19 protein-coding genes and 2 pseudogenes are annotated in these 19948 nt (G+C 61.2%); 6 read left to right on the top strand and 15 right to left on the bottom strand.

The window, feature by feature from the left end; all coding sequences use genetic code 11:
* The first annotated feature begins 61 nt into the window (after positions 1–61).
* A pseudogene (locus PSEUDOMOFG3G_RS16075) lies at positions 62–984 on the top strand (LysR substrate-binding domain-containing protein).
* 61 nt (positions 985–1045) lie between these two features.
* Here PSEUDOMOFG3G_RS16075 and PSEUDOMOFG3G_RS28115 read toward each other — a convergent pair.
* Positions 1046–1189, bottom strand: a pseudogene (locus PSEUDOMOFG3G_RS28115) (HIT family protein); the annotation flags it as partial.
* A gap of 355 nt (positions 1190–1544) precedes the next feature.
* Here PSEUDOMOFG3G_RS28115 and PSEUDOMOFG3G_RS16070 point away from each other — a divergent pair.
* Positions 1545–2054, top strand: a complete 510-nt coding sequence (locus PSEUDOMOFG3G_RS16070; RefSeq protein ID WP_139050597.1) for an antitoxin Xre/MbcA/ParS toxin-binding domain-containing protein — start codon at positions 1545–1547, stop codon at positions 2052–2054.
* Complete coding sequence (locus PSEUDOMOFG3G_RS16065; RefSeq protein WP_139050596.1) at positions 2051–2539, top strand: RES family NAD+ phosphorylase; 489 nt, start codon at positions 2051–2053, stop codon at positions 2537–2539. The genes PSEUDOMOFG3G_RS16070 and PSEUDOMOFG3G_RS16065 overlap by 4 nt, the downstream gene beginning before the upstream one ends.
* Before the next feature lie 514 nt (positions 2540–3053).
* On the opposite strand, the gene PSEUDOMOFG3G_RS16060 is transcribed toward PSEUDOMOFG3G_RS16065, so the two are convergent.
* From PSEUDOMOFG3G_RS16060 to PSEUDOMOFG3G_RS16020, 9 genes are read right to left on the bottom strand one after another with little or no spacing between them, the layout of a single operon-like run.
* Entirely contained in the window at positions 3054–4127 is a 1074-nt protein-coding gene (locus PSEUDOMOFG3G_RS16060; RefSeq protein WP_047227664.1) for a chemotaxis response regulator protein-glutamate methylesterase, read from the bottom strand.
* 2 nt (positions 4128–4129) lie between these two features.
* On the bottom strand, positions 4130–4627 hold the full coding sequence (cheD, locus tag PSEUDOMOFG3G_RS16055) for a chemoreceptor glutamine deamidase CheD (protein WP_047227663.1): 498 nt from the start codon (positions 4625–4627) through the stop codon (positions 4130–4132).
* Positions 4624–5460 carry a protein-glutamate O-methyltransferase CheR gene (locus tag PSEUDOMOFG3G_RS16050; protein WP_047227662.1) on the bottom strand — a complete coding sequence of 279 codons (837 nt, stop codon included), beginning with the start codon at positions 5458–5460 and terminating at the stop codon, positions 4624–4626. Before PSEUDOMOFG3G_RS16050 ends, cheD begins: the two co-directional genes overlap by 4 nt.
* A complete protein-coding gene (locus tag PSEUDOMOFG3G_RS16045) occupies positions 5457–5993 on the bottom strand; it encodes a chemotaxis protein CheW (RefSeq protein WP_047227661.1) in 537 nt (178 codons plus the stop codon). Before PSEUDOMOFG3G_RS16045 ends, PSEUDOMOFG3G_RS16050 begins: the two co-directional genes overlap by 4 nt.
* 40 nt (positions 5994–6033) lie before the next feature.
* Positions 6034–7692 carry a methyl-accepting chemotaxis protein gene (locus PSEUDOMOFG3G_RS16040; protein ID WP_139050595.1) on the bottom strand — a complete coding sequence of 553 codons (1659 nt, stop codon included), beginning with the start codon at positions 7690–7692 and terminating at the stop codon, positions 6034–6036.
* A 33-nt stretch (positions 7693–7725) separates the two neighbouring features.
* Complete coding sequence (locus PSEUDOMOFG3G_RS16035) at positions 7726–9825, bottom strand: chemotaxis protein CheA (RefSeq protein ID WP_139050594.1); 2100 nt, start codon at positions 9823–9825, stop codon at positions 7726–7728.
* 39 nt (positions 9826–9864) lie between these two features.
* Positions 9865–10149, bottom strand: coding sequence for a lipid asymmetry maintenance protein MlaB (locus PSEUDOMOFG3G_RS16030; protein ID WP_047227659.1), 285 nt, complete (start codon positions 10147–10149; stop codon positions 9865–9867).
* A gap of 15 nt (positions 10150–10164) precedes the next feature.
* The gene (locus PSEUDOMOFG3G_RS16025; RefSeq protein ID WP_047227658.1) at positions 10165–10533 is read right to left on the bottom strand and encodes a response regulator; all 369 of its coding nucleotides are present in this window, start codon (positions 10531–10533) and stop codon (positions 10165–10167) included.
* An 11-nt stretch (positions 10534–10544) separates the two neighbouring features.
* Positions 10545–11762 (bottom strand): methyl-accepting chemotaxis protein, encoded by a 1218-nt coding sequence (locus PSEUDOMOFG3G_RS16020; protein WP_139050593.1) that lies wholly within the window; start codon positions 11760–11762, stop codon positions 10545–10547.
* A 301-nt stretch (positions 11763–12063) separates the two neighbouring features.
* On the opposite strand from PSEUDOMOFG3G_RS16020, the gene PSEUDOMOFG3G_RS16015 reads away from it, so the two are divergent.
* Positions 12064–13410 carry an MATE family efflux transporter gene (locus tag PSEUDOMOFG3G_RS16015; protein WP_139050592.1) on the top strand — a complete coding sequence of 449 codons (1347 nt, stop codon included), beginning with the start codon at positions 12064–12066 and terminating at the stop codon, positions 13408–13410.
* 184 nt (positions 13411–13594) lie between these two features.
* Positions 13595–14263 carry an HAD family hydrolase gene (locus tag PSEUDOMOFG3G_RS16010; RefSeq protein WP_139050591.1) on the top strand — a complete coding sequence of 223 codons (669 nt, stop codon included), beginning with the start codon at positions 13595–13597 and terminating at the stop codon, positions 14261–14263.
* Positions 14264–14396: 133 nt separating this feature from the next.
* Here PSEUDOMOFG3G_RS16010 and ppnN read toward each other — a convergent pair whose 3' ends face one another.
* Entirely contained in the window at positions 14397–15770 is a 1374-nt protein-coding gene (gene ppnN / locus PSEUDOMOFG3G_RS16005; protein WP_047227654.1) for a nucleotide 5'-monophosphate nucleosidase PpnN, read from the bottom strand.
* A gap of 217 nt (positions 15771–15987) precedes the next feature.
* Here ppnN and PSEUDOMOFG3G_RS16000 point away from each other — a divergent pair, with 217 nt between their 5' ends.
* Positions 15988–16521 (top strand): DUF3087 family protein, encoded by a 534-nt coding sequence (locus PSEUDOMOFG3G_RS16000; protein ID WP_139050590.1) that lies wholly within the window; start codon positions 15988–15990, stop codon positions 16519–16521.
* A 70-nt stretch (positions 16522–16591) separates the two neighbouring features.
* On the opposite strand, the gene PSEUDOMOFG3G_RS15995 is transcribed toward PSEUDOMOFG3G_RS16000, so the two are convergent.
* The 4 genes from PSEUDOMOFG3G_RS15995 to modC all read right to left on the bottom strand — a co-directional run bounded on the left by PSEUDOMOFG3G_RS15995 (position 16592) and on the right by modC (position 19947).
* The gene (locus PSEUDOMOFG3G_RS15995; RefSeq protein WP_139050589.1) at positions 16592–16771 is read right to left on the bottom strand and encodes a general stress protein; all 180 of its coding nucleotides are present in this window, start codon (positions 16769–16771) and stop codon (positions 16592–16594) included.
* Between the two features lie 126 nt (positions 16772–16897).
* Positions 16898–17464, bottom strand: a complete 567-nt coding sequence (locus PSEUDOMOFG3G_RS15990; RefSeq protein ID WP_139050588.1) for an ATP-dependent Clp protease proteolytic subunit — start codon at positions 17462–17464, stop codon at positions 16898–16900.
* A 133-nt stretch (positions 17465–17597) separates the two neighbouring features.
* The gene (locus PSEUDOMOFG3G_RS15985; protein WP_139050587.1) at positions 17598–18635 is read right to left on the bottom strand and encodes a DNA topoisomerase IB; all 1038 of its coding nucleotides are present in this window, start codon (positions 18633–18635) and stop codon (positions 17598–17600) included.
* A 232-nt stretch (positions 18636–18867) separates the two neighbouring features.
* Entirely contained in the window at positions 18868–19947 is a 1080-nt protein-coding gene (gene modC / locus PSEUDOMOFG3G_RS15980) for a molybdenum ABC transporter ATP-binding protein (protein ID WP_047227649.1), read from the bottom strand.
* Between the last annotated feature and the right edge of the window lies 1 nt (position 19948).

Raw genomic sequence — 19948 nt, 5'->3', positions numbered from 1 at the left:
TTGTACTAGGAGTTTAGATAAATGTAGGATTTTACACTTCAGTTTATACTTGGTGTAACTAATGGTCAAGCGCCACTTTGATGACCTTCAGCTTGGCAGCATCGAGCTTTTTTGCCTCGCCGCTGAAGAGGGAGTTTTACTGCAGCAGCGCTTTGCGCTGGCGTCACCCCAGCGGCGGTGAGTCGTTCGATATCGCGGATGGAAGAGCGTCTTGCGACACGTCTGTTCGTGCGAACGACGCGCAGTATTAGATTGACGGAAAGCGGTCGTGCTTACTTTGAGCAGTGTCGCGAGGCGTTGGCCCAATTGGTGGAGGCTGAGCGTGAAGTGATGGGCAAACAGCTCGAACCGACGGGAGAGTTGCGCATCAGCATTCCTACAACCTACGGCCACCACCGAATCCTCCCGTTGTTGCCGCGTTTCAGGGAGCGTCACCCGGGAGTGAACATCGACATCCACCTGAGCAACAGAAATATAGATTTCGTGGGGGAGGGCTATGATCTGGCAATTCGGGTGCGAGCTCAGCCCGACTCTACGCTCATTGCGCGCCATCTTGAAGATGCCCGGTTGGTCGTGGTGGCAACACCGGAGTATCTGACTCGGAATGGTATCCCGTCGAGCCTGGAAGACCTCGAGAACTGCGAGTGCATCCAGTTCGAATTGCCCAGTAGTGGCCGGCGTATTCCTTGGCTATTTAGCGAGAATGGCAAGGAACGCGAGATCCTGGCCACCGGTAATTATTGTTGCTCCGACGATGTTCTCGGCGGCGTGACCTTGGCCAAGAACGGCGCAGGCCTGTTCCAGACCTATCGCTTTATCGTCGAGCGAGAACTGGAGGAGGGCAGTCTAGTCGAGGTTCTCCAGGTGTTCGGTGGTCGGTCCCGACCCTTTACTCTGCTGTATCCGCACGGTCGTCACGTTCCGCTGCGCGTGCGTGCCTTTATCGATTTCCTGATGGAGTGCAAGAACCAATGGAATGTTTGACTACTGGCAAAGGAGAGGGTTATGGAGAAGTGGACGCTGCACTGACTGGATGCCTCGGGGAGCTCAGCTCTGCGCCATCGGCCAATGTTAGGGCATTCTCTTGAGTGCCAAACGTCTCCTGCAGCCTATACCGCGCATCTTTCCAAAACAGTTCCTCGACCCAGTCGTAAACCGGGATGAAATGGAAGTGGATGGGGTAGCGGGGATCGGGGCAGCGAACGGGGCAAAAGCCAGCTGATTCTGTAGTGGTTGTAGGCAATGACGTCGGATGTTGTCGCCGCATGGGCCGTCATTGAATAGCGTCTTACGACCAATGATCACGTTGGGATAAATCGAGGAAGTCTCTGACAACTTTTTAGGGTTGGCCTTGGGAAGCACCGCACTTACGATCTGACGTTGTCGCTGCGCTCGGTGTGGAATCCGGCACGCTCAGCTTCGTTTTATATCGTGAGGACAGATCGATGCCTGAAACCTTATACGCAAAGGCTGACAAACGGAGTTTTCGCTGTGACGACATTTGGCGCTATGATTGCGTCAAATGTCGCACTGAGGTCAACGTCATGTCCGAAGCCAAACAAGCAGACAAACCCGCCGTCAAATCCACGGCGAAAACTGGGGCGGGGACGAGGGTAACAGACGTCGCCAGAAAGCCAACGGAGGTGCTGCTGCATGGCCGCAAAGGTGATGAGCGCTTGCTGATCATCCGGTACACGCAAGAGGGCTTTTACCTGAGCGACGTCAAGGACATGCTTTCCACGTCCGCTCTGTACATGGAGCACGACCTGGTTCAGCGCATCACTGGAAGGTCCGTCAGAACCGTCCAGCGTCTGGCGAAGGAGACCAAGCCGATACGCCTGAACCAGCAGCAGAGTACGGTGGCTTTTCAGTATGCCCAGACCCTGGAGCACGCTACCAATGTCTTTGGTAGCCAGTCGTTGGCTGAGGACTGGCTCAAGAAACCCTGCAAATACCTGGACGGTTATGTGCCATTGGAGCTAATCGACAGTTCACTGGGTTTTCAGGTGCTGGAGGATTACCTGACCCGGATTGAGCACGGGGTTTATCAATGAATCCTCTGCCCTGGGATGGACGGTGGCACGCCTGGCGTCTTGACCGCGAGGTCTACAAGCAGACGTGGGACAGCGGCATTGGCGCGCAACGAACCGGTGGGCGTTGGAATCCCCCCGGGCGGCGGGTCATCTATGCTTCGGCTGACCCGTCTACGGCTATTCTGGAGGTCGCGGCCCATCTGGGATTCGACGCGTTAGACCGGGTACCTTACCTACTGACATGTTTTGAAGTGCTGGATCCGGCGCTTATCAAAGTGGTTCAGGCCGAAGACGTGCCGAACCCGAACTGGCTTGTTCCGGCTCGACCCTCGCCCAACCAGCAGCAGTTTGCTGAAGAGCTGCTGGCGCAGCATCCTTTCGTGCTGATTCCATCGGCGGTGACTCAGCATTCCTGGAATCTGCTGGTGAGCTGCGATTTGGCGGCGGATCGGTTCAGGCTTGTTTCCCAGGAGCGGTTCGGACTGGATACCCGGTTGGTTAAGTAGCAAAAAGGTTTCCCTACGAAACTCATTGGCTGTGCAATACGTCCCCAGTGGCGCAGCATTCACCGACTCTTAGTGCCTTGTATGCTGATCCGCATTTTCTCGCGACACCTGACTCTGTAATGAACCCAATCCCCACCCCAGAATACCGTTGCGGTTTGCCTGGCAGACGGCCCGTGTACTGCAAACTTTTCTATCGGGTGGGCTCATGACGAAGATGGCGATTTTTTTGGGTGGTTTTTTGGCACTGACCCTTTTGATTGGCGTGCTGGCAACGATTTCTCCGGTGTAGACACAAGCCTGCAGACAAGGTGGCCCTGTGGCAAAGGAATGCTTCAGCGGAATACTGAAGCAAACCCGGTCGCTTTTTGTGGCGAGGGGATTTATCCCCGTTGTGGGAGCAAAGCTTGCTCGCGAAGCAGGCGCCTCGGTTGCTGAAAGATTGCATCGCCTGCATCGCGGGCAAGCCTTGCTCCCACAATGAGTTCTGTGTGGATCGGGGAGCAGTCCTTAGCGCCTACCGATGCAAAATCACCTGGGCAATCTCCTGCAACCCCATCACCCGCTGCGCGGCGTTGAGTTTGATGGCTTCCTTGGGCATGCCGAAGACCACGCAGCTGGCTTCGTCCTGGGCCACGGTGCTGCTGCCGGCGTCGAGCATTTCTTTCAGGCCGCGGGCGCCGTCGTCGCCCATGCCGGTCATGATGATGCCGGTGGCGTTGCGGCCGGCGAATTTGGCTACTGAGCGAAACAGCACGTCCACCGATGGGCGGTGGCGGTTGACCAGGGGGCCATCCACCACTTGTACGTGATAGAACGCGCCGCTGCGGGTCACCATCATGTGTTTGCCGCCTGGGGCGATGAGGGCCAGGCCCGGGTGGATACGGTCGTTGTTGCGGGCTTCGCGTACTTCAATCTGGCACAGGCTGTTGAGTCGGGCGGCAAACGAGGCGGTGAATTTTTCCGGCATGTGCTGGACGATGACGATGCCTGGGCACACCCGTGGCAAGGCGGTCAGCACCGCTTCCAGGGCCTGGGTGCCGCCGGTGGACGTGCCGAGGGCGACGATGCGTTCGGTGGTCTGGGCCATGGCATGGCCGTTGGCGGCTGGCAGCATGGCATCGGCAGTGAGTTTGGTGGCTGGGGTCAGCGGCGCCGGGGCAGGGCGCCGGCCCAGGTTTTTGACGTTGACCTGGGCGGCGGCGCGAATGGCCGATATCAGCTCCGGTGCCGACTCCAGCAGGAAATTCTTCAGGCCGCTGGTGGGCTTGGTGATGATTTCCACCGCGCCGGCGGCCATGGCTTGCAAGGTGGTTTCGGCGCCCCTGGGCGTCAGGGACGAGCAGATCACCACCGGCGTGGGACGCTCGCTCATGATTTTCTTCAGGAAGGTGATGCCGTCCATGCGCGGCATCTCCACATCCAGCACGATCACGTCGGGCCACTCCCGGGCCAGTTTGTCCATGGCGAAAATCGGATCGGACGCCGCACCCATCACATGGATGTCCGGCGTGTCGCTGAGGATCGCCAGCAGTACCTGGCGAACCACGGCAGAGTCATCCACCAGCAGTACATTTATCTTTTTTGACATGGTTAATGCCGGGTCCTTATCGGTTGATGCCTGACCCACACGTCGCCGCTGCACAGGTCAAAGATGATGCTTCGGTAGCCCGTGCTGCCCATGTCCTGGGCGATCAGGTCCAGGCGGTACAGCGCGGCCATTTCCAGCGCTGCGTTGACGTTCATCCGCGCCACGTCGCCGAACGGCACCTGGCGTTGCAGCTCCGGGAACATTTCGCCGCCGCCGAACAGCTTGAGTTGGTAATCCTCGGGTTCGGTGCGATGGGCCTTTGCCTGGCGGACGAACAGTTCGATGGCTTCGTCGGCGTACATGCCGTTCAGCGCCGTGGAGCAGCGCGCCCGGCTGGGCAACATGTAATGGCACATGCCGCCGATCTTGCGCTCCGGATGCCACAGGGTGACGGCCACGCAAGAGCCGAGAATGGTGCGCAGGCGAGTCGGGCTGGTGGCGAAACGAAACTCGCCGGGCGCCAGATACACCTCGGGCATTTGCTTGAGCGCGGCGCTCATGGCTTGCGATAAATCGAAGGTGCCACCAGTTTCAACGCATCGGATACGCCGTTGAGGCTTTCGGAGTGGCTCACGATGAAATACCCGCCGGACTTGAGCCGTGGGAGCAATCGGGCGACCACTTTGCTTTTGGTGGGTTGGTCGAAATAGATCATGACGTTGCGCAGGAAAATGACATCGAACTCGCCCAGCTCCGGCAAGGTGTCGTTGAGGTTGACCTGGATGAAGTTGACCCGGCTGCGCAACGCCCGGTCGATGAGGAATGTGCCTTGCTGGCTGCCGGTGCCCTTCAGGCAATATTTCACCAGCAACGGTTGGGGCAGGGTACGGGCGCGTTCCATGGGGTAATGTCCGGAACGGGCCTTGGCCAGTACCTGGCTGCTGATGTCTGAACCGATGATTTCCCAAGGTGTGGTGCCCAGTCCTTCGGCCAGGGTCATGGCCAGGCTGTAGGGCTCTTCACCCGAGGAACTGGCGGCGCTCCACAGGCGGAAGGTTTTACCCGGCGTTGCATGGGGCAGCACATGTTCGCGCAGGAAATCGAAGTGCTTGGGCTCGCGGAAAAAGTAGGTTTCGTTGGTGGTGAGCAGGTCCAGCGCCACCTGCAATTCCTCGGTGCGCTGGCCGCTCATGATCAGCTTGAAATACTCGCCATAACTGCCCAGCTCATAGTGCTTGAGGCGCTTGAACAACCGCCCGGCCACCAAGGCCTTCTTGGCCGGTGACAGGTTGATGCCCGCGGCTTGATACAGCCAGGCTTGAAACTGGCTGAACTCACGGTCATTGAGCGCCAATGAGTTCACAGTGCGTTCCTTGCAGGTGTCTGCGTTCATTGGTTTTCAGCTTCCAGCGCGGCAGGGCTGGCCTGGGCCAGCTGCGACATTTCATCGATGGACAGCACTCGGTCCACCTCCAGTACGATCACGAACTTGCCGTCGACCTTGGCCATGCCGCTGATGAAATCGGCGCGGATCTTCGCCCCGAAACTCGGTGGCGGTTCGATCTGCGAAGCCGGGATCTCCAGCACCGCCGACACCGTGTCCACCAGCAGGCCGATGTCCTGGGCGGGGCCGTCCTCGGTGTTGGCCTCGATGATCACCACGCACGAACGCCGGGTGATCGCCGAGTTCTGTCGGCCGAACCGGGCCGACAGGTCCACCACCGGCACGACCGCGCCGCGCAGGTTGATCACCCCGCGTACGAAGGCCGGCATCATCGGCACCACCGTCAGGTTGCCGTACTCGATGATTTCTTTGATGCACAGGATGCCGATGGCAAACATCTCCGTGCCGAGCATAAACGTCAGGTATTGCGCTTCTTCCTCAACCGCGATGGCGGCTTGACGTGTGGTCGCGATGGCGCCCATGCCTTTTCTCCTTTTAAGCGAAGCCCGTAGGGCCGGACCGTCAGAACCGGGTGAATTCGGATTCGTCTGGCGCGCTGGCCATGTTGTAGGCAAATGCCTTGGGCATCACCGCCGCGGGCGCACGGGCTGTCTTGCGACTGGACGGGCCGGGCGTGTTGTCCACCTTCAGTGGCTGGCTGGCCGATTTGGCCGGCGCGTCCAGGGTGAAGAAGCTCATGGCCTGTTGCAGCTGTTCGGCCTGGCTGCTCATTTCTTCTGCGGTGGCGGCCAATTCTTCGCTGCTGGAAGCATTCTGCTGGGTCACCTGGTTGAGCTGGGTCATGGCTGTGTTGATCTGCGCCACGCCGGCGGCCTGTTCTTCGGAAGCGGCGCTGATTTCCTGCACCAGGTCCGAGGTCTTGTTGATGGACGGGACCATTTCGTTCAGCAGGTGCCCGGCTTTCTCAGCCATGTCGACGCTGCTGGACGACAGCTCGCCGATCTCCTGGGCCGCCACCTGGCTGCGTTCAGCCAGTTTGCGCACCTCGGCGGCGACGACCGCGAAGCCTTTGCCATGCTCACCGGCGCGGGCCGCTTCGATTGCAGCGTTGAGCGCCAGCAGGTTGGTCTGGTAGGCGATGTCATCGATGATGCTGATGCGTTGGGCGATTTTCTTCATCGCCACCACGGTCTGCTGCACCGATTCACCGCCGTCGGTGGCTTCCTTGGCGGCCTTGCTGGCCATGCCGTCGGTGACCTTGGCGTTTTCGGTGTTCTGGTTGATGCTGGCGCTCATCTGTTCGATGGAGGCGCTGGTTTCTTCGACGCTGGCCGCCTGCTCGCTGGTGGCCTGGCTCATGGATTGCGCGGTGGCGCTGACTTCTTCGGAGGCGCTGGCCAGGTTGTCGGCGGCGTTGCGCACTTCACCGATGATATGGGACAGCTTGCCCACCATGTTTTGCATGGCGTTGAGCACCATGCCGGTTTCGTCCTTGGAGCCGCTTTCGATTTTCGCGTTCAGGTTGCCTTCGGCCAGTTGCTCGGCAACCAAGGCCGCCTGTTTCAGGGGACGGGAAATGATCCGGGAAATGAACAGCGCCAGGCCCAGGCCCACCAGCATGGCGGCAACCAGCACGGCAATGATCGACAGGCGCGCATCCTCATACAGTTCCGTACCATGGGCGCTGGCCACGTCGGCCCCGGCGGCATTGAGCTCGACCAGTTTCTGCAGGTCGGCGGTCACCAGATCGAAATGACGTTTGGATTCGCCCTTGAGCAACGTCTGGGCTTCGTTGAGCAGATTTTGTCGGGACAGTGCGAACAGGTCCTTGCTGACGGCCAGGTACGCGGCCCAGTCACTGCGGGCGGTGTCGAACAGCTGGCGATCTTCGGCATTGGAGATCAGTTTTTCATAGGTCGCCAGGCGCGTTTCGAAACCCTGTTTGGCTTCGTCCGCTTCTTGCTCAATGGCCGTGCGCTCCTGCTCGGAGTCGGCAGTAATGTGGCGATTTTCCTTGAGGCGATAGTTCGCCGCGTAGAAACGCATGCCCGAGGCGGCGCGCATCGAAGTCATCCAGTTTTCGCGGATATCGATGGTTGTGCCGTTGACCTCGTTGAGTTGGATAATCGAGAACACCCCCATGACGGCGGTCAACGCGAGCACCACCAGGAACGAGGTGATCAGTTTGGTGGCGATTCTAAGATCGTAGAACCATTTCATTGGGAAGTACCTCTCCATGGAATTGCTAAAGCGTCAGCGAGCAGTGGCTTGTTGTGATTGAGTCGAGGTGTAGCGGTTGTCTATTTGGGCGATCTGCGTGAGCAGCGCCGGCACGTCGAGAATCAACGCCACGGCGCCGCTGCCCAGGATCGTCGAGCCGCTGATGCCGCGCAGCGCGCCGAACAACTTGCCCAGGGGTTTGATCACGGTCTGGAATTCACCGAGCAGGTCATCCACCACCAGCCCGGCCTTGAGTTCGGCGTAGCGCACCACCACCACGTTCTGCCGGCGCGAGGCCGGGCCTTCGTGGTTGAAGTGATCGCGCAGGTACACCAGCGGCAGCACTTCGCCGCGCAGGTCGAGGTAGCCTTGTTCGCGGCTGCAAACCCCGTCGTCCTCGCTCAGCTCGATGCATTCCTGAACCATGTCCAGGGGAATGACGTACGTGGACTGGCCGATGCCCACCAGAAAGCCATTGATGATCGCCAGCGTCAGCGGCAGGCGGATGCGCACCACGGTGCCCTGGCCCGGTTGGCTGTCCAGGTCGACAGTGCCGCGCAGCAGGGTAATGTTGCGCTTGACCACATCCATGCCCACGCCACGCCCGGAAAGGTTGGTGACGGCCTGGGCGGTGGAGAAACCCGGCTCGAAGATCAGGTTGTAGATTTCCTGGTCGGTGGGGCTGGCGCCAAGGGCAACCAGACCACGTTCCTGGGCTTTTTCCAGGATCCGGTCACGGTTCAGGCCGGCGCCGTCGTCGGCGATTTCCAGCACGATGCTGCCTGAGTCGTGATAGGCATTGAGGTGCAGATGACCTTTGGCCGGTTTACCGGCCGCCAGCCGCGCCTCGGCGGTTTCGATGCCGTGGTCCATGGCGTTGCGCAACAGGTGCATGAGCGGGTCACCGATTTTTTCCACCACGGTTTTATCCAGCTCGGTCTCCGCACCGCTGATAATCAGGTCGATGTCCTTGCCCAGTTCCTGGCTGACATCGCGCACCACCCGGCGGAACCGGTTGAAGGTTTCACCAATGGGGATCATGCGCAGACGCAAGGCGCCGTCGAGAATTTCTTCCACCAGGCCGGACACCGTTGAAGTTGACTCTTGCAACGAGTCGTCGTTGCAGTGGCGGGCCAGCAGGCTGGCGCCGGCGCTGGCGATGACCAGCTCGCCCACCAGGTTGATCAACTCGTCGAGCTTGTCGGCGTTGACCCGCACATAGGCGCCGTCCTTGGCCTTGCCGTCGCTGGTTGCCGGTTGCTTGTCGGGCGTGACCTGAGCGGGCATGCGCGCAGCCGAACGCTGGTCCGGCATCAGTTCGCCGGTGGTGACCATTGCCGTGTTGGGGTCAGCCTGCTCTTGAGTGGTTGCAACCAGCCCGGTGTTCATCTGCGGCACGGGGTCATCAATGGCGACGATCTGGATCTGGCAATCTTCGCGCACGAAATCGAAGACTTCGTTGATCGCCCCGTGGCCGGCGGCCGACCTGAACTCAATGTCGAACCCCAGGTAGCAGGACTCGGCATCCCAGGTTTCGGCCGAGGGCATTGCGTCGGTCAGCGTGGTGATGTGGACGATCTCACCGAGGGTTTGCAGGTAACGCAGAAATGACAGCGGGTCCATGCCGTTGCGGAACACCTCCGGGCCAAAACGCAGAGCAATATGCCAGAGGCGCGTTTCGGCAGGCGCTTGTGTGTCGCTTGCTTCGGCGGGCTTCGGGGCTTCGGCAGGCGAGGGCGCCTGATATTCCTGAAGGATCTGGCACAGCTCCATTTCCCGGGCCAGGGCCGGGGGCGCCAGTTTCGCGCCCTGGTTGGCCACCACATTGATCAGCTCCAGCATGTGATCACTGGACTTGAGCAGCACGGCGATCAGGCCGGCGTCCACTTCAACGCTGCCATTGCGCAACCGATCGAGCACGTCTTCGACGATGTGGGTGAAACTGACGATGGGTTCCAGGCCGAACAGCCCGGCCGAGCCCTTGATCGTATGGGCCGCCCGGAAGATCGCGCCGATAGCATCATCGTCGCCCGGGTCGCTTTCCAGTTGCAGCAGGGACTCTTCCATCGCCTGCAACTGTTCCCGTGCCTCGACGATGAACGTTTGTTGTGCCTGATCGAGATTGATGCTCACGCTCATATCCTTTGTCGTGTCCGACGTGTTGCGAGGTCTCTATACAACCAGGTTGCACAGGGCGAGTGTTTCCGTGACGGCCTTGCTGTGGCCCGTTATCTCCAGGCGGGTACCGGCCTTGGGAGCCTCGCGCTGGACCATCATCAGCAGTTGCAGGCCGGCGCCGTCCATTTCTGTGATCTGCGACAGATCCAGCGCCATGCGCGGCGTCGCCCCCAGGCGCGGCAGCAACTGCGCGGCGAGGTCGGCGGCGGTGTAGATCGTCAGCTCGCCGTCGATCTGCACCTGCGCGGTGTCGTCCTGTGTTTCGTACAGCAAGGGCATTTCACTCTCCGCGAATCAAGGAAGAATCAGCTTGGACACCGCCGCCAGCATCTGCGCCGGCTGGAACGGCTTGACCACCCAGGCCTTGGCACCCGCCGCCTGGCCCTCGAGTTTTTTCGACTCCTGGGATTCGGTGGTGAGCATGATGATCGGCGTGAACTTGTAGCTGGCCAGCTTCTTGACCTCCTTGACGAAGGTGATGCCGTCCATGTTCGGCATGTTCACGTCACTGATGATCAGGTGCACCTTCTGGCCATTGAGCTTGCCCAGTGCATCCTTGCCATCGCTGGCCTCGATCACGTCGTAGCCGGCACTTTTCAACGCGATGCCGACGACCTGCCGGACGCTCGCGGAGTCGTCGACAACCAATACACTTTTAGCCATGAACGGCTCTCCTAGAAGAAGGTTATTTCCTGTGAATTCTGTTGCGCGCCCGATTCGCCGTGATGGTTGCGGCGTTGTTCTTCGGTGGCGTATGTGGTTTCCATGCGCGCCAGCCATTGGCGGGCATCGATGGAAACGGCCTGGTCGGGCGACTGACTGGCCTGCTGCATATGCACATGCAGGTCCTCGATGTTGTCGCGCACGTGGCTGAGAATCTGGCTGACCCGATCCTGGAATTGCAGGTTGACCAGCACTTCGGTGAGCTCGTCGCGAATACCGAAGCTTTCCTGCTGCAGCAGGTCGGCCGATTCGGCCAGCCGCCCGGTGACGCTCTTGAAGCGTTCCAGCACGCGCTGGATGCTGTCCTCGGAGACGCTGACCGACTGGCTGTCCTGATCCGCGCCGCTGGAGGCGGCCTGGACCAATTGAGTGATGGCGCTATTGATGATGTCGACCTTGGCCGACATCTGCTGGCCAGTCTCGCTGGACTTGCTCGACAGGCTGCGCACGGCGTCGGCCACCACCGCGAAACCGCGCCCGGCTTCGCCCGCACGGGCGGCTTCGATGGCGGCGTTGAGGGCCAGCAGGTTGGTTTGCGCGGCAATGGCCGCGACATCGGCGGCCATGGTCCGCAGCTCGCCGGTGTAGGCGGTGAGGTTGCGCACCTGGGCCAGGGTTTCATCGCGGCTGGCCTGGGTGGCTTTCAGGGAGTCGATGACCTGGACCAGCTCACCTTCGCTTTGGGCCAGCACCTGCACGGCGCCGCCACTGCTGTTGCCGGCCAGCTCACCGGCGGCCAGTTGCGAAGCTTGCACGGTATCTTCCAGGCGTGAAGAGATGCCGGTGAAGCGATTGGTCAGCGAGACGATCGCGGTTTCGGTCTGCTGCCGGGAGCTTTCCACCTGCTTGGCCCAGATCGGCATGGCACCGAGGATGACTTCGTTGAGTTGCGCGCTGGCCTTATGGTTCAAGTGGTCGGCGGCGTGTAGCGCGTGATGGGCAACGGCGGCGGCGACGGCTCTGTCGATCTGCTGGTGCTGGGCGCGGGCAGCCCACACGCCGACCCCGGCGCCAATGGCCAGGAGCACGGCACACAACCCCAGGTTTTGTGTACTTGGGCCGTTGAGAACCAACAGGCCGACGCTCGCGATCAGGGCCACAAACAAGCTGGACCAAAGGATGCGCGGCGGAGTTTGGGAATGGGAATGACCGTGTGAATACGACGTCATGGTTCGGTCCTTGAACAGTGTTGCTAACAGGTTATTTACGAATAACTGGTTATCTGCGACCCCACCCCGGACTTTAAGACCGGTCGTCCGATTCCGGCATGGCCGAGGGCGTTGACCTGCCCAGTGAGTGGCACTGTGCTATCTGAGATTAGACGCAGTCGCTGAAATGTCGAGGCGCCCTGACGAACAGATGAGTCGCACACAACCCCTTGCGCCTTGCTCCCACAGATTCCCTCACCACCATCCGGGAATAAGCTAAATTACCCCGCATCGGATTTTGAACCTGCCATCACGAGCCCTCATGCCCACCCAGCCTCTCTGGAAAATCTACCTCCTGTTCCTGGCCCCCATGGTCCTGTCCAATTTCCTGCAATCGATGTCCGGCACGCTCAATAGCATCTACATCGGCCAGATGCTCGGCACCCAGGCATTGGCGGCGGTATCAGGCATGTTTCCCATCCTGTTTTTCTTTATCGCGCTGGTGATTGGCCTGGGCGCGGGAGCAGGGGTGTTGATCGGGCAGGCTTACGGCGCCGGGGAAACCGGCACGGTGAAGGCGATTGCCGGCACCACGTTGCTGCTGGCGGCGATCATCGGGCTGGTGGCGGCGGTGCTCGGCACCGTGTTCGCGCGCCAGGCGCTGCAGGGGCTGGGGACGCCGGCCGATGTGCTAGAGGACGCGGTGTCCTATGCCCGGGTGATGATGTGGATCCTGCCGATACTGCTGGTGTTCGTGGTGTTTACCCAGTTGCTGCGCGGGGTGAGCGATACGCTGTCGCCCATGCTGGCCTTGCTGGTGTCCACCAGCGTCGGGCTGCTGCTGACGCCGGCGCTGATTCGCGGCTGGCTGGGGCTGCCGCAGATGGGCATCGAGAGCGCGGCGCTGGCGGGGCTGGTGGGTACGGCGTCGGCCATGGTCATGCTCGCGTGGCGCCTGAACCGTCGCGAGCACGCCCTGGCGCCGGACCGGGCGTTGTTCGCGGCGATGCGCCTGGACATGGACATCCTCGGCAAGGTGCTGCGCATCGGCCTGCCCACGGGGTTGCAGATGGTGGTGATCTCGCTGTCGGAACTGGTGATCCTGGCGCTGGTCAATGGCCACGGATCCCAGGCCACGGCCGCCTATGGCGCGGTGACGCAGATCGTCAATTACGTGCAGTTCCCGGCGCTGTCGATTGCCATCACCGCCTCGATCCTCGGCGCCCAGGCCATCGGTGCCGGGCGTCTGGAGCGTCTGGGGCCGATCCTGCGCACCGGGCTGTTGATCAACGTCTGGCTCACTGGTGGGCTGGTGGTCTCGGGGTATCTGTTGTCTCACTGGCTGCTGGGGCTGTTCATCACCGACCCGGCGGCGCGAATCCAGGCCGAACACCTGCTGCACATCATGCTCTGGAGCCTGCTGGTCTTCGGCTTCCAGGCGGTGGTCGGCGGCATCATGCGCGCCAGCGGCACGGTGCTGATGCCGGTGGCGATTTCGATCTTCTGCATCGTCGGCGTTCAGCTGCCAGTGGCCTACCTGCTGGACGCGCAGTTCGGCCTGCAAGGGGTATGGATGGCGTTTCCGGTGGCTTACTTGAGCATGCTGGTGTTGCAGACCCTGTACTACAAGATGGTCTGGCAGCATCAGCGGATTGAGCGGTTGGTGTAGCTCTGCGCTTTCTGACACAACAAAAAACCTGTGGGAGCGAGCCTGCTCGCGATAGCGTCGGCACATTCGGCATCGATGCGCGCTGACTCACCGCCATCGCGAGCAGGCTCGCTCCCACAGGGATTCGGTGCCTGGCGATGTTACAGTGGCCGGCATTCTCCTACCGCCATCACCGAGGATTTCGATGTCTGCCCGCCCGCCCTCCAGTGTTTCCTATCGCGCCTTCCTCTTCGACATGGACGGCACGCTGCTCAATTCCATCGCCGCGGCCGAGCGGATCTGGACGCGCTGGGCCCTTCGTCACGGTGTGGAGGTGGCGAGCTTTCTGCCGACCATCCACGGCGTGCGCGCCATCGACACCATTGCCCGCCAGCGCCTGCCAGGGGTAGATGCCCTGGCCGAGGCCGAGCAGATTACCCGCGAGGAAATCGAAGACGTGGAAGGTGTGGTGCCGGTGCCCGGTGCTGCAGCATTTCTCAACAGCCTGCCGCCCCTGCAGTGGGCCATCGTCACCTCGGCGCCCATGGCGCTGGCCTTGCGGCGCATGGAAGCGGCCGGCATTCCACGTCCGGCGGTGATGGTCACCGCCGAGGATGTGAGCGACGGCAAACCCAATCCGGCCTGTTATCGACTGGCAGCGGAGCGCTTGCAAGTCGCCCCCCAGGACTGCCTGGTGTTCGAGGATGCCGAAGCGGGTATCAAGGCCGGCGAGGCGGCGGGAGCGGATGTGTGGGTGGTGACGGCGACGCATACGCATCCGGTGGCCACCCCCCATCCGCTGATCAAGGATTACCGTGGGCTTGGCCTTGAGGTGGATGAGGCCGGACGGATGCGACTGAACCCGACGCTGTGATCGCAGCAGACCCCCTGTGGGAGCGAGCCTGCTCGCGATAGCGTCGGCACATTCAGCATTGATGCAATCTGATCCGCCGCCATCGCGAGCAGGCTCGCTCCCACAGTTGGATCTGTGGTGATCGTTGAATCAGTCAGGTCACCACGCGATAGCACGGTTCATACGCCGCGCCGCCCGGCAGTTTCATGCGGTGCTGGGCGACGAAGGCCTGGAGCAGCCGGTCGAGGGGTTCCATGATGGCGGCATCGCCGTGGATCTCGTAAGGACCGTGTTCTTCTATCAGGCGGATACCCTTGTCCTTGACGTTACCGGCCACGATCCCCGAGAACGCCCGGCGCAAGTTGGCGGCCAGTTCGTGGGCGGGCAGGTCGCGCCTCAGGCCCAGGCTGGCCATGTTGGCGTGGGTCGGGTCGAACGGGCGCTGGAAGCCTTCGTCGATTTTCAGCAACCAGTTGAAGTGGAAAGCGTCGTTGCGTTCGCGGCGGAACTGTTTGACCGCCTTGAGCCCTTGGGTCATCTGGCGCGCCACTTCGGCAGGGTCGTCGATGATGATCTGGTAGTGCTTCTGCGCAGCCTCGCCCAGGGTCGCACCGACAAAGGCATGCAGTTGATCAAGGTACGGCGCGGCGCTCTTGGGCCCGGTCAGAACAACCGGGAAGGGCAGGTCCTGGTTGGCCGGGTGCATCAGGATACCCAGCAAGTAGAGGAACTCTTCCGCCGTACCGGCGCCGCCCGGGAAGATGATGATGCCGTGGCCCACGCGCACAAAAGCTTCCAGGCGCTTCTCGATGTCCGGCAGGATCACCAGCTCATTGACGATCGGGTTCGGCGCTTCGGCGGCGATGATGCCGGGCTCCGTCAGGCCCAGGTAACGGCCGCCGTGGATGCGCTGTTTGGCATGGGCGATGGTGGCGCCTTTCATCGGGCCTTTCATCACGCCCGGGCCGCAGCCGGTGCAGATGTCCAGGCTGCGCAGGCCCAGTTCGTGGCCGACTTTCTTGGTGTATTTGTATTCTTCGGTGTTGATCGAGTGGCCGCCCCAGCACACGACAATTTTTGGCTCCACCCCAGGGCGCAATGTGCGGGCGTTGCGCAGCAGGTGGAAGACGTAGTCGCTGATGCCCTGGGAGGAGCTGAGGTCGATGCGCTGGCTGTCCAGTTCGTTCTCGGTGTAGACGATGTCGCGCAGGGCGCTGAACAGCATCTCGCGGGTGCTGGCGATCATCTCGCCATCGACGAAGGCGTCGGCCGGGGCGTTCAGCAGTTCCAGGCGTACGCCGCGGTCTTGCTGGTGAATACGGATCTCGAAGTCCTTGTAGGCTTCCAGGATGGTCTTGGCGTTATCGACATGGGCGCCGGTGTTGAGAATGGCCAGGGCGCACTGGCGGAAGAGGGTATAGATACTGCCGGAACCGGCCTCACTCAGTTGCTGGACTTCACGCTGGGACAAAGTCTCCAGGCTGCCCTTCGGGCTGACCGAGGCGTTGATTACATGTCTTTGATTCATTCAGCTTTCCTTGAAAACGATGCCGTACTCACAACGACGGCATCTTGAAAAAAACGTCCACGCAGAAAGATCGCACGATCCTTGCGGTATCGCCATGGACTTTGATCCGGATCCTTCGGGTCGGTTGCAACACAAAATGAGCTCCAGCATAGCTAAATCCACCGGGCAGGCGATAATGCGGGACTTTTTTTACCCCGCACAAGGAAATTGCACCGCGATGTTCGAGCTCAAGCCGTGGGACGCCGAAGTCTACCGACGCCAGACCCGACGCAGTACCCTCATCGTCGCCGTGACGTTCCTGGCACTGGCGATGCTGTTGTCCAGCCTTTCGGTGATGCTGTTCGGCACACCCGGGGGGGATAATTTTCGCTTCAATCTCGGCGGGGTGATTGCCGCGGTGTTGGTGATGGTCGCCTTGATGCGTCTGTATTTCTGGTCGCAGCCGTGGATGGCCGCGGCGGTGTACGGCTGGCAGCTCAAGCGCAGCCTGATGAGCATCACCAATGTGATGCACCAGGTGAAGGCCGGTGTGCAGGCCCAGGACGTGGCGGCCATGAAGCTGCTACGGTTTTATCATCTGGGATTGACGCAGATGCATCAACTGGACGCCAACTCCAGCGCCCAGGGCTCACTCGCCCGCGAGGCTGATGAGCATCTGACAAGGATGCAGGCGCTCAATCTCGACAGCGAGCAAGCTCGGCTGGACCCGATCTGGATCGACACGGTGAAAAAGGCTTATAGCGGACGCTGATCGACGCCTCAGGGCAATGACAGATTAAGCGCCGGGGCGCAGCAGGCGTGCGCCCCAGCGATTTTCCAGGTTACGATTTTCTGCCCGCGCCTTGGTTGCGGTCAGTTCCTTTGCGGCCCGCTTCAGAGCCTTTCTGACGATCATTGGCAACGTTGCCGCCCGACGCATGGCCGCCTTTCTTGCCGGCTTCCGATGCTTTTTCCCGATCATGTGCGAAGTTGCCTTGGTTTTTGTTTCCGCTACTGGCCATTTCGAGCATCCTCATTTTGGTTACGCGAGCAACGAGCCTCGCATAATTTGTGAAAGATAATGGCCGGCAAAAGTTTAATGAGAACGCTTCGTCAGATGACGAACGGCACGCACTGACCGCACGGGGTCACTGGTCCTCGCCACCACTGATTTTCCAATGCTTGGCATCCGCCGGGAAAACCACTTGCTCGACCCGGTGCGCAATGCCGAAGGCCAAAGAGTTTTCGGCCGGGATGACCCGTTCTTCGGCGCAAAGACATTTGAAAATGTCCAACTGAGTGGCGGCGCCCGCGGTTTCCTTGACGTAGATTTCCACGTACCGCGCCACGTCGTTGTCCAGGCTGGACAGGTATTCCCGCAAACGCGAGTGATCCACCGACTTCTGGCCGAAATACCAGTTCATCGGGTGAATCAGAAAACGCGAGTGAGGCGTGGTGGTGCGGTCGCTGGCGGCCAGGTACATGATGATGCCCATGGACTCGATATTGCCGGCATTCACGGCACGCACCGGCACCGGAAGGGATTTGATGAAGGTGTAGAGGGTAAAGCCGAAGTTGGTACTGCCACCGATCGTCGAGAGGTTGAGCATCAGTGAGTCGGCGCCTTTTTCAATGGCTTCCAGGCAGTTGTCCCGGAAGCGCTCGGTCGTTCCCTGATCGATCTGGCAATGAAAATGGACAATGTGTTCGGACATTTCAAACTCCTGTCGACTTCCCGTTGAACGGTCTGCGCAGCGGTGGCGCCGTACAGTTGGGAGTTCGCAGGTGCGCGGATGTTCCTCGTCTGAGGCCGGATGTTGGCGTTCGCGCAGGTGTGGTTCGCCGGGTTCAGCACGCTTCGGCAGTTTGGGCCATGCGTTGCAGGAACATCGCCAGCGCAGCTTCCTCCTCGCTGAGGCCTTTGCGGACCCGGGGGTTGGGCAGCTCACTCAGCGAACCCAGCAGGAAACCCTCCACCACGGCGGGATGGATGTAGCATTTACGACAGACGGAGGGGGTATTGCCCAGTTGCCGGGCAACCTGCCTGACCATCTCGGCGAGGTGTTTTTTTGCCTCGCTCTCGGTTTCCCAGCACAGCAGTCGCAGCCCCGCCAGAGCCGCCGCGCTGCCGGCCCAGGTGCGGTAGTCCTTGGCGGTGAAGTCCGCGCCGGTGAGGCTCTTGAGGTAGGCGTTGATATCGGACGAGCTGACGGAGTGGCGGTCGCCATTGTCGTCCAGGTACTGAAACAGGTTCTGCCCGGGAATCTCCTGGCAACGCTTGATGATCCGCGCCAGACGCCGGTCTTTCACGGTGATCTGGTGTTCGACGCCGCTCTTGCCACGGAATTGGAAGGCAATTGCGCTGCCGTTGACCTCCACATGCTTGCTGCGCAGGGTGGTCAGGCCGTAGGAGCGGTTGTCCCGGGCATACTGGGTGTTGCCGACCCGGATCAGGGTCACGTCCAGCAACGTGATAACCGTGGCCATGACCTTGTCGCGGCTGAATCCGGGCGTGGCCAGGATCTGCTCCAGGCGTTTGCGCAAGCGCGGCAGGGTACGGCCGAACTCCAGCATTCGGGAGTATTTGTCGGCATCGCGCACTTCCCGCCAGCGTGGGTGATAGCGGTACTGCTTACGCCCACGAGCGTCCCGACCGGTGGCCTGGAGATGGCCGCGCGGGTCGGTGCAGATCCATACATCGGTGTAGGCCGGCGGTACGGCCAAGGCGTTGATGCGCTGGATTTCGGCCGCATCGGTGATCCGCTGGCCCTGAGGATCGAAATAGCAGAACTTGCCCCGCAACTTTTTGCGGGAGATGCCAGGGGCGGTGTCATCGACATAATGCAGATCGGCCGGCAGCGCATCCGGCGGCAGGGTGTCGGGCATGGAAGAATCCTTGGCAGCAAATCCGGGGCCTGTGATTGATTGACCGCAGCCTGTGACGGTCGTGCCAAGTTTCTGAGGTGGCCCGCAACACCCACGAATCAGGGTTGGACCGCCGGACCTGTGGGAGCGAGCTTGCTCGCGATAGCGTCAGATCAGTTCACACCCATGTTGACTGAACCACCGCCATCGCGAGCAGGCTCGCTCCCACAAGGGATCTCTCTGGGGCGATACCCTACGCCAACACCGCCACCGCCTTGATCTGCGCCCACAGCAACTGTCCCGGATGAAGCTTCAGCTGATCCCGGGAGTAACGGGTGATGCGCGCCAACAGCGGTGTCCCGGCAGCCTCCAGCCGAATCAACACATGGGCGGCGTTGTCGGCGGCCAGTTCGCTGACCACGGTAACGGGCAAACGGTTGAGGATGCTGGTCTGGGCATCGTTCGCCAGGCTGAGGCTGACGTCACGCGCCTGGACCTTGAAGCGCAGCGGCTGTCCGATGGCCAGAGGCGTGTGGGCGACACGCACGTTCAAGAGGCTGTCGGGCAGTGTCAACGACAGCAATTGATAGGCCGCGTCATACCCGCTGACCTTGCCCTGGACCACCACGCCCGCGTCATCGCCCAACGCCAGTGGCAGGTCGAGTCGCGCCAGTGTTTCGCCAATCGGCCCGCTGGCCAGCACACGACCGGCCTCCAGCAGCACGATGTGGTCGGCCAGGCGCGCCACTTCGTCCTGCGAGTGGCTGACGTACAGCACAGGGATGTCTAGCTCATCGTGCAGGCGTTGCAGGTAAGGCAGGATTTCGTTCTTGCGCCGGGTATCCAGGGCGGCCAGGGGCTCGTCCATCAGCAGCAGTCGCGGGCTGGTCAACAGGGCTCGGGCGATGCCGACCCGCTGGCGTTCACCGCCGGACAGGTTGTGTGGCTGTCGATCGAGCAAGTGACCGATGCCCAACAGTTCGGTGGCCTGGTCCATGTCCACCCGTCGTTGCGCCGGCGCGATGCGCTTGAGGCCGAACGCCAGATTGGCCTGCACGGACAGATGCGCGAACAGGCTCGCTTCCTGGAACACGTACCCCAGCGCCCGTTGATGGGGCGGCACGAACACCCCGCGCTCGCTGTCCTGCCAGACTTCGCCGTTGACCTCGATGAAACCCCGGGTCGGCCGTTCCAGCCCGGCGATGCAGCGCAGGCAGGTGGTCTTGCCGGAACCGGACTGGCCGTACAGCGCGGTCACGCCACGGCCCGGCAGTTGCACATCCAGGTCCAGGGAGAAGTCTCCATGGTCGAGCTGAAAACGCGCTTGAATCATC

It is taken from the genome of Pseudomonas sp. FG-3G (assembly GCF_901007645.1).
Taxonomy (GTDB): Bacteria; Pseudomonadota; Gammaproteobacteria; order Pseudomonadales; family Pseudomonadaceae; genus Aquipseudomonas; species Aquipseudomonas rhizophila.
Note: the sequence above shows the minus strand (reverse complement) of the source record. Positions and strands in the feature narration are given on the sequence as shown.

Bases quoted from the DNA above. Each gene is read 5' to 3' on its own strand.
- ppnN (WP_047227654.1), bottom strand. From the start codon at position 15,770: ATGAATCAAAGACATGTAATCAACGCCTCGGTCAGCCCGAAGGGCAGC.
- PSEUDOMOFG3G_RS16020 (WP_139050593.1), bottom strand. From the start codon at position 11,762: ATGACGTCGTATTCACACGGTCATTCCCATTCCCAAACTCCGCCGCGC.
- PSEUDOMOFG3G_RS16050 (WP_047227662.1), bottom strand. From the start codon at position 5,460: ATGAACGCAGACACCTGCAAGGAACGCACTGTGAACTCATTGGCGCTC.
- PSEUDOMOFG3G_RS16065 (WP_139050596.1), top strand. From the start codon at position 2,051: ATGAATCCTCTGCCCTGGGATGGACGGTGGCACGCCTGGCGTCTTGAC.
- cheD (WP_047227663.1), bottom strand. From the start codon at position 4,627: ATGAGCGCCGCGCTCAAGCAAATGCCCGAGGTGTATCTGGCGCCCGGC.
- PSEUDOMOFG3G_RS16040 (WP_139050595.1), bottom strand. From the start codon at position 7,692: ATGAAATGGTTCTACGATCTTAGAATCGCCACCAAACTGATCACCTCG.
- PSEUDOMOFG3G_RS16070 (WP_139050597.1), top strand. From the start codon at position 1,545: ATGTCCGAAGCCAAACAAGCAGACAAACCCGCCGTCAAATCCACGGCG.
- PSEUDOMOFG3G_RS16000 (WP_139050590.1), top strand. From the start codon at position 15,988: ATGTTCGAGCTCAAGCCGTGGGACGCCGAAGTCTACCGACGCCAGACC.
- PSEUDOMOFG3G_RS16015 (WP_139050592.1), top strand. From the start codon at position 12,064: ATGCCCACCCAGCCTCTCTGGAAAATCTACCTCCTGTTCCTGGCCCCC.
- PSEUDOMOFG3G_RS16045 (WP_047227661.1), bottom strand. From the start codon at position 5,993: ATGGGCGCCATCGCGACCACACGTCAAGCCGCCATCGCGGTTGAGGAA.
- PSEUDOMOFG3G_RS16060 (WP_047227664.1), bottom strand. From the start codon at position 4,127: ATGTCAAAAAAGATAAATGTACTGCTGGTGGATGACTCTGCCGTGGTT.
- PSEUDOMOFG3G_RS15990 (WP_139050588.1), bottom strand. From the start codon at position 17,464: ATGTCCGAACACATTGTCCATTTTCATTGCCAGATCGATCAGGGAACG.
- PSEUDOMOFG3G_RS15985 (WP_139050587.1), bottom strand. From the start codon at position 18,635: ATGCCCGACACCCTGCCGCCGGATGCGCTGCCGGCCGATCTGCATTAT.
- modC (WP_047227649.1), bottom strand. From the start codon at position 19,947: ATGATTCAAGCGCGTTTTCAGCTCGACCATGGAGACTTCTCCCTGGAC.
- PSEUDOMOFG3G_RS16030 (WP_047227659.1), bottom strand. From the start codon at position 10,149: ATGCCCTTGCTGTACGAAACACAGGACGACACCGCGCAGGTGCAGATC.
- PSEUDOMOFG3G_RS15995 (WP_139050589.1), bottom strand. From the start codon at position 16,771: ATGGCCAGTAGCGGAAACAAAAACCAAGGCAACTTCGCACATGATCGG.
- PSEUDOMOFG3G_RS16025 (WP_047227658.1), bottom strand. From the start codon at position 10,533: ATGGCTAAAAGTGTATTGGTTGTCGACGACTCCGCGAGCGTCCGGCAG.
- PSEUDOMOFG3G_RS16010 (WP_139050591.1), top strand. From the start codon at position 13,595: ATGTCTGCCCGCCCGCCCTCCAGTGTTTCCTATCGCGCCTTCCTCTTC.